Source organism: Arthrobacter sp. ISL-72, assembly GCF_018613755.1.
Taxonomy (GTDB): Bacteria; Actinomycetota; Actinomycetes; order Actinomycetales; family Micrococcaceae; genus Arthrobacter.
Genome location: NZ_JAGGPP010000021.1, coordinates 48,418 through 65,106, shown reverse-complemented (window position 1 = coordinate 65,106; position 16,689 = coordinate 48,418). Strand labels below are relative to the sequence as shown.

Genomic DNA, 16,689 nt, shown 5'->3' with positions numbered 1-16,689 from the left:
GACTAGAGAACGGCGATCGCCCGGTCGGTCGGGGCGACCGGGGCAGGCAGGATCGTGGTCCCCATCAGGAACTTGTCAACAGCTGCAGCGCAGGCACGGCCTTCGGCGATGGCCCACACAATGAGCGACTGCCCGCGGCCGGCGTCACCGGCAACGAACACACCCTCGGTGTTAGTCATGTAGTAACCATCACGCGCCACATTGCCGCGCCCGTCGAATTCGGCGTGCACCTGCTCGGTGATGCCGGCAGGCTCCGCACCGGTGAAGCCCAGGGACAGGAACACCAGGTCAGCGGCAATGATCCGCTCCGTGCCGGCCTTGGGGAGGCGCTTGCCGTCCACGAATTCCGTCTCGGCAACCTTCACGCCCGTGAGCTTGCCGTTTTCGCCGACGAACTCAACAGTGGACGCAAGGTAGGTGCGTTCGCCGCCCTCCTCGTGCGCGCTGGCCACTTCGAACAGCGTGGGGAACGTCGGCCACGGCTGGTGCCCGGCACGCTCCACCGGCGGCTGCTTGCCGATGGCCAAAGTGGTCACGGACGCTGCACCGTGGCGGTGGGCAGTACCTAGGCAGTCCGCGCCGGTGTCGCCGCCGCCCAGGATCACAACATGCTTGCCCTTGGCGTGGATCTGGTTTTCCACCTGCTCCCCCGCAACTACGCGGTTGGCGGGAACAAGATAGTCCATGGCGTAGTGCACGCCTTCGAGCTCGCGGCCCGGGATCGGCAGGTCGCGGGGCACGGTGGCACCGGTGGCAACCACGACGGCGTCGTACCGGCGGCGCAGCTGTTCCCAGGTCACGTCGGTGCCCACGGCAACTCCGGTCCGGAAACGGGTGCCTTCGGCCTTCATCTGCTCAAGACGGCGGTCCACCTGCTCCTTTTCCATCTTGAAGTCCGGAATGCCGTAGCGCAGGAGCCCGCCGATCTTGTCGTCACGCTCGTACACGGCGACGGTGTGGCCAACTCGGGTCAGCTGCTGGGCCACGGCCAGGCCCGCGGGGCCGGAACCAACGACGGCGACCGTCTTGCCGGTCAGGCGGTGCGGCGGCAGCGGGTTGACCCAGCCATTGTCGAAGGCCTGATCGATGATGGAGACCTCAACCTGCTTGATGGTTACCGCGGGCTGGTTGATGCCCAGCACGCAGGACGCCTCGCAGGGTGCCGGGCACAGCCGGCCGGTCCACTCCGGGAAGTTGTTGGTGGCGTGCAGCCGCTCAATCGCTTCCTCACCCTTGTCCCGCCAGATGAGGTCGTTCCACTCGGGAATCAGGTTGCCCAGCGGGCAGCCCTGGTGGCAGAACGGCACGCCGCAGTCCATGCAGCGGCCGGCCTGGCTCTTCAGGACACCCTTTTCCTGGGCCTCGTAAACTTCCTTCCAGTCCATGATGCGGACGGGAACGGGACGGCGTGGCTGGGTTTCACGCTGACGTACTTTCAGAAATCCGCGTGGATCAGCCACCGGTCACCTCCAGGATTCGAGACCAAACTTCTTCGCCGTCGGGGTCCAGGCCCTCTTCGATCGCGTCAAGTCGGGTTTGCAATACGGCCGCGTAGTCGCGCGGCAGGACTTTGGTAATGCGGGCAGCGGTGTCGTCGAAGTTTTCGAGCAGACGCTGCGCGTGCAGCGACTCGGTTTCCTCGACATGCTTGACCAGGAGGCCGTGCACGATGTCGCGGTCTTCGGCATCCAGCTCGCGGAGCTGCAGCTCGCCGGACTCCAGCGCCTGCTTGTTCACACGGGTGATCCGCAGGTCCAGCACGTACGCCGTACCGCCGGACATGCCCGCGCCGAAGTTGCGGCCGGTGCGTCCGATGATCAGCGTCTGGCCGCCGGTCATGTACTCACAGCCGTGGTCGCCGATGCCTTCAACAACGGCCGTGGCGCCGGAGTTGCGGACCAGGAAGCGTTCGCCCACCTGGCCGCGCAGGAACAACTCGCCGCTGGTGGCGCCGTAGCCGATCACGTTGCCGGCGATCACGTTGCTTTCCGCCTGGAACACGTTGGTGCGGTCCGGGCGGACAATAATCCGGCCGCCAGAGAGGCCCTTGCCCACGTAGTCGTTGGAGTCGCCGAACATGCGCAGGGTGATGCCTGCGGGCAGGAAGGCGCCCAGCGACTGACCGGCGGTACCGTTCAGCGTGATGTCGATCGTGTCCGTGGCCAGCACGTCCGTGCCGAACGTCTTGGTCACTACGTGGCCCAGCATGGTGCCGACGGAGCGGTCCGTGTTGATGACGTCAACCGAGATCTTCACCGGGCTGCGGTCCGTCAGAGCCTCGGCGGCCATGGTGATGAGCCGCTGGTCGAAGTGCTTGTCCAGCTCGTGGTTCTGGCCGGTCAGGTTCCGCAGCGGCGCGTCGTCGTCGAACTCGAGCCCGTGCAGGATCGGGTCCAGGTCCAGCCCTTCGGCCTTCCAGTGACTGATGGCCTCCTGGGTGTCCAGCATCTCGGCGTGGCCGATGGCCTCTTCGATGCTGCGGAAGCCGAGCTCGGCAAGGATTTCGCGGACTTCCTCGGCCAGGAACTCGAAGAAGTTGACCACGAACTCCGGCTTGCCGCTGAAGCGGGCACGCAGTTCGGGGTTCTGCGTCGCGACGCCCACCGGGCAGGTGTCCAGGTGGCAGACGCGCATCATGATGCAGCCTTCCACCACCAGCGGTGCCGTGGCGAAGCCGAATTCCTCGCCGCCGAGCAGCGCCGCAATCACGACGTCGCGGCCGGTCTTGAGCTGGCCGTCAACCTGCACCACAACGCGGTCGCGCAGGCCGTTGAGCATCAGGGTCTGCTGGGTCTCTGCGAGGCCCAGTTCCCACGGAACACCGGCGTGCTTGAGCGAGTTCAGCGGCGAGGCGCCGGTACCGCCGTCGTGGCCGGAAACCAGTACGACGTCGGCCTTCGCCTTGGTGACACCGGCGGCAACTGTGCCGATGCCCACCTCGGAGACGAGCTTGACATGCACGCGGGCTGAGGGATTGGCACGCTTCGCGTCATAGATGAGCTGGGCGAGGTCCTCGATCGAGTAGATGTCGTGGTGCGGCGGCGGGGAAATGAGTCCGACGCCCGGAGTCGAGTGCCGCGTCCGGGCAACCCAGGGGTAGACCTTCTGCGCCATCAGCTGGCCGCCTTCGCCGGGCTTGGCACCCTGCGCCATCTTGATCTGGATGTCGTCGGCGTTGCTCAGGTACAGGCTGGTCACACCGAAGCGCCCGGAGGCGATCTGCTTGACGGCCGAGCGGCGCTCGGGGTCCAGCAGGCGGTCCACGTCCTCGCCGCCTTCACCGGTGTTGGACTTGCCGCCCAGCCGGTTCATGGCGATGGCCAGGGTCTCGTGGGCTTCCTTCGAGATGGAGCCGTAGCTCATCGCGCCGGTGGAGAAGCGCTTGACGATGCTGGAGACGGGCTCCACTTCCTCAAGCGGCACCGCGGGGCGCTCACCGGTCTTGAACTTCAGCAGGCCACGGAGGGTCATGAGGTTCTCGGACTGGTCGTCCACGCCCTTGGTGTAGGACTTGAAGATGTCGTAGCGGCGTTCACGCGTAGCGTGCTGCAGCCGGAAGACGGTCTCCGGGTTGAACAGGTGCGGCTCGCCGTCACGGCGCCACTGGTACTCGCCGCCGCCCAGGAGCGGCCGGTGCGGCTGCTCGATGCCGCCTTCGGGGTAGGCCATCTGATGCCGTGCGGACACTTCAGCAGCAATGACGTCGAGGCCGACGCCGCTGAGCTGGGAGTGCGTTCCGGCGAAGAATTCGTCCACCAGTTCCTGGCCGAGGCCGAGGGCTTCGAACGTCTGGGCACCGGTGTAGGAAGCCACCGTGGAAATGCCCATCTTGGACATGATCTTCAGGACGCCCTTGCCGAGGCCCTTGATCAGGTTGTAGACGCCGTCCTGCGGGGTCACGCCGACAACATCACCGGTGGTGATGAGCTGTTCGACGGATTCCATGGCCAGGTACGGGTTCACCGCGGAGGCGCCGTAACCGATCAGGACTGCGACATGGTGCGTCTCGCGGACGTCGCCGGCCTCGACCACCAGCGCGGTCTTGGTCCGGTTGGCGCTGCGCAGCAGGTGGTGGTGCACGGCGCTGACAAGCAGCAGCGACGGGATCGGCGCCCACTGGGCGTTCGAGTCGCGGTCCGAGAGCACCACGTACTGCACGCCGCGGTTGATGGCACCGGAAACCTGCTCGCAGATTTCGGTCAGGCGGGCACGCAGGGCGTTCTCGCCGCCTTCGGGGCGGTACAGGCCGCGGACCTTCATGGCGACTTTGTCGCCGTCGGGGCTTTCGATGTTGGCGATCTTGGCGAGCTGGTCGTTGTTGATCACCGGGAACGGCAGCGAAACCTGCGGCTGGCGGACCTGCTTGGTGTCCAGCAGGTTGCCGTTGGGGCCGATGGCGCAGGTCAGGGAGGTGACCAGCTCTTCGCGGATGGCGTCCAGCGGCGGGTTGGTGACCTGCGCGAAGGACTGCACGAAGTAATCGAAGAGGAGCCGGGGGCGCTTGGACAGCACGGCCACCGGGGTGTCCGAACCCATGGCGCCGAGGGGCTCGGCACCGGTCCGGGCCATCGGACCCAGCAGGATCTTCAGTTCCTCGGTGGTGTAGCCGAAGGTCCGCTGGCGGATGTTCACGGAGGCAGCCGTGTGCACCACGTGCTCGCGTTCCGGCAGTTCGTTGAGGTCGATCAGGTTGTCCTTGACCCACTCCGCCCACGGGTTGGCAGCGGCGACTTCGGCCTTGACCTCTTCATCGTCGATGATCCGGCCGGCTTCGGTGTCCACCAGGAACATCTTGCCCGGCGAGACGCGGCCCTTCTTGACCACCTTGGAAGGTTCGACGTCGATGACGCCCACCTCGGAGGCGAACACCACCAGTCCGTCTTCCGTGATCCAGTAGCGTCCGGGGCGCAGGCCGTTGCGGTCCAGCGTTGCGCCCACCAGGCTGCCGTCGGTGAAGGACACGGCGGCGGGGCCGTCCCACGGTTCCATCAGCAGCGAGTGGTATTCGTAGAACGCCTTGCGGGCGGGATCCATCGTGGCGTGGTTTTCCCAGGCCTCCGGGATCATCATCATGATCGAGTGCGTGATGGGGCGCCCGGACAGCCAGAGCAGCTCGGCCACTTCATCGAACGACGCCGAGTCGGAGGCGCCGGGCGTGCAGATCGGGTACAGCTCTTCGGGGGAATCCCCCAGCAGCGGGTTGGCTAGCTGCGACTGGCGTGCGCGCATCCAGTTCCGGTTGCCCTTGACGGTGTTGATTTCACCGTTGTGGGCGATGGTGCGGAACGGCTGGGCCAGCGGCCAGGACGGGAAGGTGTTGGTGGAGAAGCGCGAGTGGACGATCGCCAGCTTGGTTTTGAACCGTTTGTCTGACAGGTCCGGGTAGAACGGCTCCAGCTGGGCGGTGGTCAGCATGCCCTTGTACACGATGGTGCGTGAGGACAGCGACGGGAAGTACACGCCGAACTTGTTCTGGGCACGCTTGCGGATGCGCCAGGCACGGGAGTCCAGTTCGTTGCGCTCCAGCACTTTCCCGGTGCTGGAGGCAAAAAACGGCTGGGAGAAGTACGGCATGCAGGCCCGGGCCATGGCACCGACCAGGTCGGCCACGACCGGGACTTCACGCCAGCCCAGGACGGTCAGGCCCTCGTCGGCGGCAAGTCCTTCGATGCCTGCCTTGGCGGCGTCGGCTTCGCGCTGCTCGGCCGGCAGGAACGCAGTACCCGCAACGTACTGTCCGGGGGCCGGGAGCTCAAACTCCGTGACGGCGCGGAAGAACTCGTCCGGGATCTGCATCAGCAGCCCGGCGCCGTCGCCCGTTCCTTCGTCGGCGCCTACGGCGCCGCGGTGCTCAAGATTGCGCAGGGCGGTCAGGGCGGCGTCGACGATGTCATAGCCGGGTTCACCACGCAGCGTGGCGATGATGGCGAGGCCGCAGGCGTCCTTCTCCTGCTCCGGGTTGTAGAGTCCGGCCGCCTCCGGCAGCGCCGCGAACCGCTTGAACGGTGACATGGCGGCCGAGGGCTGATCCGGGTCGGACCAACTGGGGCTGTGAAGAGTTTGGGTCATGGGAGACGTCCTTCCTCCTGATCGTGCGTATGGAAGGGACAACGTTGGCCCCACTCGCGGTGCCTGTGTGACGGGCACAACAAAGTGTTACTTACTGGAAATTGTAGGTCAGCCCGGCCTGCTGAACTAACAGTTACGCAGGCCTCTGACCCGGGCTTGATTCGGCGGCAGCTCTATGCTGACGGGAAGGGGGCCCTGTACCACGACGCTGTGGGAACGGGCGCTGCGAGCGGTAGCTCTGCTGCCCGGTTTGCCGGCGCTGACTACTTGGTGCCGTCAGTGTCCGACGCGGATCCGGAATCCTGGTGAGTCGGTTTTCCTTCGGCCGGCAGGCCCTTGGGGGACCGGGTGCCGGCAGACGGATCCGCCACCGCTTCAGTTTGGGCGGAAGTGCGGCCCGGACCGTTTTGGTTATCTGGGAGATTACCACGGGACCCACTATCTGAGACACTCTTGTCCGAATGCCGGATGCTTTTGCCGTTGGCCGGAACTGCTGCCAAGTCGTCGCCGTAGTCGTTCTCGCGGGCATGGTTCTGCCCCGGTGTCAGGCCGGCTTCCCCGTCCCGATCCGCCGGAACGTGGCCGGGGAGGAACGGGGTGTCCGGCTCGTCCCGCCTGCGGCGGCCCAGCACAACGAACACCACCAGTGCCGCCAGGAAGACGAAGATGCTGGTCCAGACGTTGAGGCGGGTGGTGATGCCGAATAGGCTGATCTGTTCCGCATCGTCGATCCGCATGGCTTCAATCCAGACCCGGCCCAGCGTGTAATACATGGCGTAAAGGCAGAACAGCCGTCCGCGGCGGAAGTTGAACTTCCGGTCCAGTGCCAGCAGGATCACGACGCCCGCGAGGTTCCACAGCGATTCATACAGGAAGGTCGGGTGGAACAGGGTGTCGGCGGGCATCCCCGCCGGGAAGTTCGCGTTGTCGGCGTCGATCTGCAGGCCCCAGGGAAGCGTGGTGGGGCCGCCGAAAAGTTCCTGGTTGAAGTAGTTTCCCCAGCGGCCCACGGCCTGGGCCAGCAGCAGTCCGGGGGCGGCGGCGTCCAGGAATGCGGTGAGCTTGACCCCCGCCCGTCGGCAGCCGATCCAGGCGCCCACGGCTCCGAGCAGGACGGCACCCCAGATCCCCAGTCCGCCGCGCTGGATCTGCGGGATCAGGGAGAGGTCGCCGGTGCCGTCAAAGCCGGGTCCGAAGTATGCGTCCGGGGACGAGAACACGTGGTAAAGGCGGCCGCCGATGATGCCGAACGGAATCGCCCAGATGGCGATGTCCCACAGGCTGCCCTCCGGAGTGCCGCGCTTGGTCCAGCGGACCGAGGTCAGCCACAGGCCGACCACGATTCCGGCCAGGATGCACAGCGCGTACGCGTGGATGCGCAGCGACCCCCACGGCAGCGGGATGTCGAACCCGGACCAGTCCGGGCTCGGAATGCTGGCGGGGAGCATGGCCGCCGCGTGGAGGACAGTATGCATTGTTTAGGCTTCTTCCCTGGTGAGGCCGGTGCTGAGGTCTTTGGTCAGGGCGGCGACAGCATCCACGCCGCCGTCGCGGATGGCGGCGACCAGGGCGGTGCCCACGATCACGCCGTCCGCGTAGGCCGCAATCTCGCGAACCTGGCCGGCGTTGGAAACCCCGAGCCCGACGCACACCCGTTCCGCTCCGGCCGCGTGCGCTGCAGCCACAACGCCCTCGGCGGCACTGCTCACGGATTCCCGGGCACCGGTGACGCCCATAATGGACACCGCATAGACGAAGCCGCGGCTGGCGTCCACTGTGCGCTTCATCCGCTCCGGCGAGGAGGACGGCGCAACGAGGAACACGCGGTCCAGCCCGTACTTATCGGAGGCGGCCATCCATTCGGCGGCTTCGTCGGGAATCAGGTCGGGCGTGATGAGCCCTGCTCCCCCGGCTTCGGCCAGCCGGCGGGAGAACTCATCGACGCCCATCCGGATCACGGGGTTCCAGTAGGTCATCACCAGGACGGCGGCATCGGTCTTGCTGGTGATGGCGCGGACCACGTCGAACACCTGGCGGACGTGGAAGCCCTTGGCGAGTGCCTCGGTGGTGGCGGCCTGTATGACTTGGCCGTCCATGACGGGGTCGGAGTACGGAATGCCGATCTCGATCAGGTCGGCGCCGTTCTCTGCCAGCGCGATGCCGGCCGCGATGGTCTGCTCCACGTCGGGATAGCCTGCGGGCAGGTAGCCGATGAGGGCCGCCCGCCCTTCAGCGCGTGCCTTGTCAATGGCGGCCGCCGATTTGCTGGTGCTGGTGATGTCCTGAACGCCGGTCACAGCTGCTCCCCCTCTTTGCCAATCTCGGCCTCTGCGGAATTCTTGTCCAGCAGGTCGAACCATTCAGCGGCCGTGGCCACGTCCTTGTCGCCGCGGCCGGACAGGTTCACGATGACGATCTTGTCGGATGCCTTCCCGGCAGCCTCGCCCGCGCCGGCCGCGTCAGCTTCCGCCGCCAGCCGCTGGCCCACCTTGATGGCTCCGGCCAGGGCATGGGAGGACTCGATGGCGGGAATGATGCCCTCGGTCCGGCACAGGAGCCGGAAGGCGTCCATGGCTTCGCTGTCCGTGATGGGCTCGTACGTGACCCGTCCGATGTCCGCAAGGTAGGAGTGCTCCGGGCCGACGCCCGGGTAGTCCAGTCCTGCGGAGATGGAGTGCGACTCGATGGTCTGGCCGTCGTCGTCCTGCATCAGGTAGGACCGTGCGCCGTGCAGCACGCCGGGTTTGCCCAGCGTGATGGTGGCGGCGTGGCGTCCGGTGTCCACTCCGTCGCCGCCGGCCTCGAAGCCGTAGATCTTCACCGACGGATCGTCCAGGAAGCCGTGGAAGATGCCGATGGCGTTGGAGCCGCCGCCGATGCAGGCGCAGACGGCGTCCGGCAGCCGGCCTGCCTGGTCCAGGATCTGGGCGCGGGCTTCCTCGCCGATGACCTCGTGGAAATAGCGGACCATGGCCGGGAACGGGTGGGCTCCGGCGGCCGTGCCGAGGAGGTAGTGGGTGTGGCCGACGTTCGCCACCCAGTCGCGGAGGGCCTCGTTGATGGCGTCCTTGAGGGTCTGCGATCCGCTGGTCACGGGGATGACCGTGGCGCCCAGGAGTTCCATCCGGGCCACGTTGAGCGCCTGGCGGCGGGTGTCCTCCGCACCCATGTACACCACGCACTCCAGTCCCAGCAGGGCGGCAGCGGTGGCACTGGCAACGCCGTGCTGTCCGGCGCCGGTTTCGGCGATCACGCGGGTCTTGCCCATGCGCTTGGCGAGCAGTGCCTGCCCCAGCACATTGTTGATCTTGTGCGAGCCGGTGTGGTTCAGGTCCTCGCGCTTAAGGAAGACGCGGACTCCCCCGGCATGCTGGGCGAAGCGCTTGGCCTCGGTGAGCAGGGACGGGCGGCCGGAGTAATTCTTGTTCAGGTCCGCAATCTGGGCGACGAACTCCGGATCGGCCTTGGCCTTTTCGAAGGTGTCCTCCAGCTCATCCAGCGCCGCGATGAGGGATTCGGGCATCCAGCGCCCGCCGTAGGAGCCGAAATACGGGCCCGGCGCGTGGCGCAGGGACCGGTCTCCTTGAAGAAATGCGTCCGCGGCGCCCTCATCAGAGCCGGTTGTTGGCGCGTCGACCATCGGTCTCACCATCCTGTTCCACTGTTCTAAGAAATTTCGGGCGACGGCCGGCTGCAGCGCTCTGCCGCCGGGCGTCCCGGTTGTCAGACCCGTGCTGCGATGGCTTCCGCCCCGGCAGCGGTAAATTCGGCAATCCGCTGGCGCGGGGTGTCGTCACTCACGAGTGCTTCGCCCACCAGAATGGCGTTGGCGCCGCTCGCGGCGTAATGACGGACGTCGTCCACGCCGCGGACTCCGGACTCGCCCACGATGACCGCTTCGGGAGGGATGCCGCCGGCGAGGGAGGCGAAGACGGAACGGTCAACGTCGAGCGTCTTGAGGTTCCGGACGTTCACCCCGATGATGCGGGCATCCGCGGCGACGGCGCGTTCGATCTCTTCGGCCGTGTGGGTCTCCACCAGCGCGTTCATGCCCAGCTCACGGGTGAGCTGGGTGAAGTCGCGCAGCTCCGCGTCGCTCAGCGACGCCACGATCAGCAGGATCAGGTCCGCGCCGTGGGCACGGGCTTCCCAGATCATGTACTCGTCAACGGTGAAGTCCTTGCGCAGCAACGGCACGTCCACGGCTTTGCGGACGGCGTCGAAGTCTGCCAGGGACCCGTTGAACCGGCGCTGTTCGGTGAGGACGCTGATGACGGAAGCACCGCCGTCGGCATACTGCACGGCCAGCTCGGCTGGGTCAGCGATGCTCGCCAGGTCGCCCTTGGAGGGGCTGCGCCGCTTGATTTCGGCGATGACCTTCAGCTCGTTCCGCGTCGCGGAAGCGCCGCCGAGGGCTGCCCAGGCGTCACGGGCCGGGGTGGCAGCTGCAGCCTGTTCCTTCAGTTCGTCGAGGGAAACCAGACGACGGCGGGCCTCCATATCCTCCCTGACACCGGCATTGATGTCATCGAGAACAGTCACTGCTAGTGGCCGGAGTTCTTGAGCTTGCTGCCGTCCACGCCGTAGCCGGCCTTGCGCATGATCCACCCGAGGAGCAGGCCGATGACCATTACAGCGGCACCGGCAATGAAAATGGGGGTGCTGGCGATGACGAATGCGATGGATGCAACGAGCGCGCCGATCAGCATAACAATCACACAGGTCCAGGCTGCCGGGCTGTTGCCGTGGCCGAGGTCCACGCTGTGGTCCACGCCGATGTTGAGTTTTTCGGCAGCAGCGGATTTGGATGCGGAAACAGTGGCTTTGCTCATGGAAATCTCCTCAGGATGGATACTGCTTACATTCTGCCATTTTTTGGCCGTGCCTTGGACATCGGCCAGCCCGGCCTACGTGGGATCGTCACCCCGGGACAGCCTGTCCCAGCTGTCGATCTCATCCGCGGGGCCGTCCGCCGCGCCGGCCGTTCCGGCGGCCGCGGCGTCATATTTGGTCCGGGTCTTCCAGTGGCGGCCCGCCGGGATGATCAGCAGGGCACTCAGGCCCAGCAGGATACCGGCGACGACGGCGAGGGCCGGGAACACTGAAACGCTCACCTGGACGCTGCTCCCGGTGATTCCGGTGGCGGCGGCGATGGACCCTTGGGCTGCAGCGAGCGGGTCTGCCATGACCGTGACGGCGGCGGTCACGATGCCCGCGGAAGCCAGGACAATGATCACGGCAATGACCCAGCGCGCAATCCGGCCCGCGATCGCGGCGGCGAGGCCCCCGGCCAGCGCCACAAGTGCCAGCGCGGTGACGGTCGTTGCTGCCTTGCTCCCCTGCACCTGGAGGCCATCCTGGCTGTTGACCGCCTGGCCCAGCTGGTTCGGGTCCAGGTGCACGGTCAGCCAGGTCTGGGTGGTGGTGCCGAAAGCCGCGAGGGCCGTCGCCGCGATGATCAGGACCAGCGAGGACTTCCGGGCCCACGCCGGGACGCCGGTTCGCTTGCTTCCCGGCCGGCTTGCTTTGCCTTCCACAACACCCATCAGCTGCCTGCGGGTGCGGGGCCGCCGGCCGGGCCCGGGTCCGGCACCGAGTCCGCAGTGATGTTGTGCAGCGAACCGGCCGTGTGCACGGCGCGCAACGGTGCAGCGGCCTTGTTCACGGTTTCCAGTGCCTCCGTCGGGTTGACGGAGTCAGCCACGATTCCGCCGCCGGCCTGGACGTACGCCCTGCCTTCGCGCAGCAGTGCTGAGCGGATGGCGATGGCCATGTCCATGTCGCCGGCAAAGTCCAGGTAGCCCACCACGCCGCCGTAGATGCCGCGGCGGTGGGGTTCCAGCTCGTCCAGGAGTCGCAGCGCGCGGGGCTTGGGAGCTCCCGACAGCGTCCCTGCCGGGAACGTGGCCTTGAGGACGTCGTAGGCCTTGGCGGCGGGGGCAAGCTTGCCCACCACTGTGGAGACCAGGTGCATGATGTGGCTGAAGCGCTCCACCTCCATGAACTGCGTGACGTCCACCGTGCCGGCAACGCACACCTTGGAAAGATCGTTGCGGGACAGATCCACCAGCATGAGGTGTTCGGCGCGTTCCTTCTGGTCGGCCAGGAGCTCTTCGGCGAATGCCTTGTCCGCGTCCACCGTCTTGCCGCGGGGACGCGAGCCGGCGATGGGGTGCGTGATGACTTCCTCGCCCGTGACTGTCACCAGGGCTTCCGGGGAGGAACCAACGATCGAGTACTGCCGGCCGGCGGCGTCTTCGAGGCTGAAGATGTACATGTACGGGCTGGGGTTGGTGTTCCGCAGCACGCGGTACACATCCAGCGGGTCGGCGCCGCACTCCATTTCGAAGCGGCGGGAAATGACCACCTGGAAAACTTCGCCGTCCACGATCGCTTCCTTGCCGCGGTCCAGCGCAGCAAGGTACTCGGGCTCGTTCCAGCGCTCCTGGACACTGGAGGCAAAGTCCAGCGCAGCGGGTTCCAGCACCGAAATTGGCTGTTCAACCGGTGTGCTGACCTTGGCGAGGAGCGCCTTCACGCGTGCGACGGCGTCGTGCCATGCTTCATCCACGCGCTCCGAGCTGTTGTCGAAGTTGATGGCGTTCGCGATCAACAGGACGGTGCCGTCCACGTTGTCGTGCACGGCCATGTCGGTGACCAGGTTAAGTGCTAGCTCCGGCAGTTCCAGGTCATCCTCGGGCGGGCTGGTGAGTTTCTCCCAGTGCCGCACGGTTTCCCAGCCGAGGAACCCGACCAGGCCTGACGTAAAGGGCGGCAGGCCGTCGAAGCGGTCCGTGCGCAGGGCCTCCACGGTGTCCCTGATGGCATCGACCGGGTTACCGTCGACCGGCACGCCGGCGGGAGGCTGGCCCAGCCAGTGAGCCTGCCCGTCCTTGGTGGTCAGCGTGGCGCGGGACCGGGCTCCGATGAAGGAGTAGCGGGACCAGGAACCGCCCACGGCGGCCGATTCCATCAGGAAGGTGCCGGGCTGGCCGTTTGCCAGCTTCCGGTACAGCCCGATGGGCGTCTCCGCGTCTGCCAGTACCTTGAGCCGGACGGGGATGACACGGCTGTGGCTGGCTAGCTCCCGGAATTCTTCGAGGCCCGGGCTGATGATTCCAAGGTCCTGCATGGCTATGGTGATCCGCCTGTTCTTGAGTCGTGCCTGAATCGTGTGGGTGGGTGTCCGGCTGCGCCGCACGGGCCGGGCAAGTGCTAGCTGGCGCTTCCGCTGACGCTGGCTTCACCGGAAACCACGGATAGCCCGCGCCCGTCGAAGCAGGTCCTGGTACCCGTGTGGCAGGCCGCGCCGACCTGGTCAACCTGGACGAGAAGGGCGTCACCGTCGCAGTCCAGCGCAACGGATTTGACCCATTGCACGTGGCCGGAGGTGTCGCCCTTGCGCCAGTATTCCCGGCGGGAGCGGGAGTAGAACGTCACCCTCCCGGTGGTCATGGTGCGCCGCAGCGCTTCGTCGTCCATCCAGCCGAGCATCAGCACCTCGTTGGTGTCGAACTGCTGGACGATCGCGGCTACCAGGCCGGCGCCGTCGCGCTTGAGGGCGTCAGCCACTTCGGCCGGCAGAACGCCGGCTTCTCCTGCCGCTGCGGGTGCGGAAGCGGCATCGGACGCAGCGCTCGGCGCCGAAGCGCGCACTGCCGATGGCACGGCGTCGGGTACTGGGGCGGGGGCGGGCTGCTCAGACATCAGACCAAGTCTAGTGCCTCGCCGCAGTGTGACGATCAGCGCGAAATCCGGCGGTGCTTCCACTGCGCAACTCGCGGCCTCTCGTGCTAGTTTCACAAGTGATGCATTTCGTCGATCCGTCCCGAGAAGTACTGGCCGAAACCCTGCTGGCGGCCGGTCCGGACTCTCCCACGCTCTGCAGGGGCTGGCGCACGCGCGACCTCGCCGCGCATCTTTACCTGCGCGAACGCAAGGCCGGCGTCGGGCTAGGTTTGATCATCAAGCGCCTGGCAAAAGCTTCCGATGTGGCGACTGCCAAGCTGGCCACGAAGCTGGAGAGCGCCGATGACTACAACCGGCTGGTCAACACGTTCCGTGAAGGTCCCCCGGCGCTGTCGCCGCTGCGAATCAGGGCCCTCGCCGAGAGCTCCAACCTCATCGAATACTTCGTGCACACCGAAGACGTCCGCCGTGCCGTGGAGCGCTGGGCACCGCGGGCACTGGACGAGGAATACTCGGACGCCCTCTGGGACGAACTCGTCAAGCGGGCAGCGATCCTTTACCGCGGAGTAGACCTGGGCATCGTGCTGGTGCGTCCCTCCGGCCCCCGCCATGTCGCCAAGCGCGCGCCGGTATCGGTGGCCATCGTCGGCGAACCGGGCGAGCTGCTGATGCACGCGCACGGGCGGACCCGCCATGCGCTGGTGACCTTCGAAGGCCAGCCCGACGCCGTCGCGCTCCTCCAGTCAGCCGAAGTCGGGCTCTAGCGGCAAAAACCCCCGTTGGAATTCCAGCGGGGGTTTGCCATGGCCGGCTGCCTCAGCGGACTTCGAAGCCTGCGTCACGGATGGCGGTCTTGACCTGCGAAATCATGTCAATCGGCCCGAAGTGGAAGACCGACGCCGCCAGGACGGCGTCCGCCCCGGCCGCGACGGCGGGCGGAAAGTGTTCGGGCTTACCCGCTCCGCCGGAGGCGATGATCGGCACCTTGACGGCGGCACGGACCAGGCGGATCAGTTCGAGGTCGAAGCCGTCCTTGGTGCCGTCCGCGTCGATGGAGTTGAGCAGGATTTCGCCGACGCCGCGCTCCGCTGCCTCACGTGCCCATGCGATGGCGTCAATCCCGGTCCCCTGCCGGCCGCCGTGCGTGGTCACCTCAAAGCCCGAGGGTGTGGGTTCGGATCCGGGACGGGTGCGCCGGGCGTCCACCGAAAGCACCAGGACCTGGGAGCCGAAGTGGCGGGTGATTTCGTCGATGACGTCCGGCCGGGCCACGGCCGCGGTGTTGATCGAGGCTTTGTCCGCCCCGTACCGCAGGAGCTTGTCCACCTCGGCCACGCCCCGGACGCCGCCGCCTACGGTGAGCGGAATGAAGACTTCCTCTGCGGCACGGCGCACCACATCGAAGGTGGTCTCACGGTTGCCTGAGGACGCTGTCACGTCCAGGAAGGTCAGTTCGTCGGCCCCGCCGTTGTCGTAGCGGTGCGCCAGCTCAACGGGGTCGCCGGCGTCCCGTAGGCCTTCGAAGTTGATGCCCTTGACCACGCGGCCGGCGTCAACGTCCAGGCACGGAATAACGCGCACTGCTACAGCCATGATGTCTCCTGAGGATTCGCTGGAAGGAAGTCGGTGGAGGCCCGGTGTGCGGGCCTGGCTCAGATGCGGCAGGCGTGGATGCTGCTGACCAGGATGGCACGGGCACCCAGGTCATAGAGCTCATCCATGATCCGGTTGGTTTCCTTCTTGGGCACCATGGAGCGGACGGCAACCCACTCCGAATCGCGCAGCGGCGAGACGGTGGGCGATTCGAGGCCGGGTGTCAGCGCTGCAGCCTGTTCCACCAGTTCCTTGCGGATGTCGTAGTCCATCAGGACATATTGCCGGGCGACCAGTACGCCCTGCAGGCGGCGGATCAGGACGTCGATCTCCCTGGCCGTGCCGTTTGCGGCGCCGCCCTGTCCGGTGCGCCGGATCAGGACTGCCTCGGACTTGAGGATCGGTTCGCCGAAGATCTCCATCCCGGCCGCCTTGAGAGTGTTGCCGGTTTCGACGACGTCGGCAATCGCGTCCGCCACGCCGAGGCGCACCGATGATTCAACAGCACCGTCCAGGCGGACCACCTTGGCGTTGATGCCCCGCTCGGCGAGGTAGCCGCGCAGGAGGCCGTCATAGCTTGTGGCCAGGCGCTTGCCTTCCAGCTGTTCGGCTCCGGAGAAATCGCCCACCGGGCCGGCGAAGCGGAACGTCGAGGCGGCGAAGCCCAGCGGAAGCAGTTCCTCCGCCTCCACCTCGGCGTCGAGGAGCAGGTCACGGCCGGTGATGCCGACGTCGAGCGTTCCCTGCCCGACGTAGACGGCGATGTCGCGCGGGCGGAGGAAGAAGAATTCAATGTCGTTGTCAGGGTCCACCATGACCAGCTCGCGGGTATCGCGGCGCTGGCGGTAGCCGGCTTCGGACAGCATGGCCGAAGCCGCTTCGGACAGGGATCCCTTGTTGGGGACGGCAACTCGCAGCATGAGGGGTCTTTCTGGGTTAGGAAGTCTTGGTTACAGGCAATCGGCCACGCGAAGCATGGCTACAGATGCTTGTAGACGTCTTCCAGAGTCAGGCCTTTGGCCAGCATCAGAACCTGCAGGTGGTACAGGAGCTGGGAGATTTCCTCGGCTGCGGCCTCATCGGATTCGTATTCGGCAGCCATCCACACTTCGGCGGCTTCCTCCACGACCTTCTTGCCGATGCCGTGGACTCCGGACTCCAATTCTGCAACGGTGCGGGAGCCTGCCGGACGGGTGGCTGCCTTCTCACTCAGTTCTGCGAACAGCGTCTCGAAATTCTTCACGCCCTCCAGCCTACTTGCTCCGGGCCTGACCCCGCCTGTCGGGCACTTCCATGACGGCGGGGATGTGAGGTAATACACACCAACGCACAACACAG

The 16,689-nt window shown here is 66.5% G+C and carries 14 protein-coding genes; 1 reads left to right on the top strand and 13 read right to left on the bottom strand.

Annotated features, from left to right (window positions below; all coding sequences use genetic code 11):
* Positions 1–2: 2 nt before the first annotated feature.
* The 10 genes from J7I92_RS17230 to hisI all read right to left on the bottom strand — a co-directional run bounded on the left by J7I92_RS17230 (position 3) and on the right by hisI (position 13,776).
* Entirely contained in the window at positions 3–1,460 is a 1,458-nt protein-coding gene (locus tag J7I92_RS17230; RefSeq protein WP_214842490.1) for a glutamate synthase subunit beta, read from the bottom strand.
* A complete protein-coding gene (gene gltB / locus J7I92_RS17225; protein WP_214842489.1) occupies positions 1,453–6,069 on the bottom strand; it encodes a glutamate synthase large subunit in 4,617 nt (1,538 codons plus the stop codon). Before gltB ends, J7I92_RS17230 begins: the two co-directional genes overlap by 8 nt.
* A 263-nt stretch (positions 6,070–6,332) precedes the next feature.
* Positions 6,333–7,544, bottom strand: a complete 1,212-nt coding sequence (gene lgt / locus J7I92_RS17220) for a prolipoprotein diacylglyceryl transferase (protein WP_214842488.1) — start codon at positions 7,542–7,544, stop codon at positions 6,333–6,335.
* A 3-nt stretch (positions 7,545–7,547) separates the two neighbouring features.
* The gene (trpA, locus tag J7I92_RS17215; protein WP_214842487.1) at positions 7,548–8,366 is read right to left on the bottom strand and encodes a tryptophan synthase subunit alpha; all 819 of its coding nucleotides are present in this window, start codon (positions 8,364–8,366) and stop codon (positions 7,548–7,550) included.
* The gene (gene trpB / locus J7I92_RS17210; RefSeq protein ID WP_214842486.1) at positions 8,363–9,709 is read right to left on the bottom strand and encodes a tryptophan synthase subunit beta; all 1,347 of its coding nucleotides are present in this window, start codon (positions 9,707–9,709) and stop codon (positions 8,363–8,365) included. The genes trpA and trpB overlap by 4 nt, the downstream gene beginning before the upstream one ends.
* A gap of 83 nt (positions 9,710–9,792) precedes the next feature.
* The gene (gene trpC / locus J7I92_RS17205; RefSeq protein WP_214842484.1) at positions 9,793–10,611 is read right to left on the bottom strand and encodes an indole-3-glycerol phosphate synthase TrpC; all 819 of its coding nucleotides are present in this window, start codon (positions 10,609–10,611) and stop codon (positions 9,793–9,795) included.
* Between the two features lie 2 nt (positions 10,612–10,613).
* Positions 10,614–10,901 (bottom strand): HGxxPAAW family protein, encoded by a 288-nt coding sequence (locus J7I92_RS17200; protein ID WP_214842482.1) that lies wholly within the window; start codon positions 10,899–10,901, stop codon positions 10,614–10,616.
* Positions 10,902–10,976: 75 nt separating this feature from the next.
* On the bottom strand, positions 10,977–11,615 hold the full coding sequence (locus J7I92_RS17195) for a Trp biosynthesis-associated membrane protein (protein ID WP_214842481.1): 639 nt from the start codon (positions 11,613–11,615) through the stop codon (positions 10,977–10,979).
* A complete protein-coding gene (locus J7I92_RS17190) occupies positions 11,615–13,201 on the bottom strand; it encodes an anthranilate synthase component I (RefSeq protein ID WP_214842480.1) in 1,587 nt (528 codons plus the stop codon). Before J7I92_RS17190 ends, J7I92_RS17195 begins: the two co-directional genes overlap by 1 nt.
* An 83-nt stretch (positions 13,202–13,284) precedes the next feature.
* The gene (gene hisI / locus J7I92_RS17185; RefSeq protein WP_214842479.1) at positions 13,285–13,776 is read right to left on the bottom strand and encodes a phosphoribosyl-AMP cyclohydrolase; all 492 of its coding nucleotides are present in this window, start codon (positions 13,774–13,776) and stop codon (positions 13,285–13,287) included.
* Between the two features lie 101 nt (positions 13,777–13,877).
* Here hisI and J7I92_RS17180 point away from each other — a divergent pair, with 101 nt between their 5' ends.
* Positions 13,878–14,522: a TIGR03085 family metal-binding protein gene (locus J7I92_RS17180; RefSeq protein ID WP_214842478.1), complete on the top strand. Its 645-nt coding sequence runs from the start codon at positions 13,878–13,880 to the stop codon at positions 14,520–14,522.
* Positions 14,523–14,574: 52 nt separating this feature from the next.
* Here the strand turns inward: J7I92_RS17180 and hisF are convergent, their stop codons facing one another.
* The 3 genes from hisF to J7I92_RS17165 are packed head-to-tail and all read right to left on the bottom strand — an operon-like array spanning position 14,575 to position 16,594.
* Entirely contained in the window at positions 14,575–15,351 is a 777-nt protein-coding gene (gene hisF / locus J7I92_RS17175) for an imidazole glycerol phosphate synthase subunit HisF (protein ID WP_214842477.1), read from the bottom strand.
* Positions 15,352–15,410: 59 nt separating this feature from the next.
* Positions 15,411–16,271 (bottom strand): ATP phosphoribosyltransferase, encoded by an 861-nt coding sequence (hisG, locus tag J7I92_RS17170; protein ID WP_214842476.1) that lies wholly within the window; start codon positions 16,269–16,271, stop codon positions 15,411–15,413.
* Between the two features lie 59 nt (positions 16,272–16,330).
* Positions 16,331–16,594 carry a phosphoribosyl-ATP diphosphatase gene (locus tag J7I92_RS17165; protein ID WP_028270786.1) on the bottom strand — a complete coding sequence of 88 codons (264 nt, stop codon included), beginning with the start codon at positions 16,592–16,594 and terminating at the stop codon, positions 16,331–16,333.
* Positions 16,595–16,689: the final 95 nt, after the last annotated feature.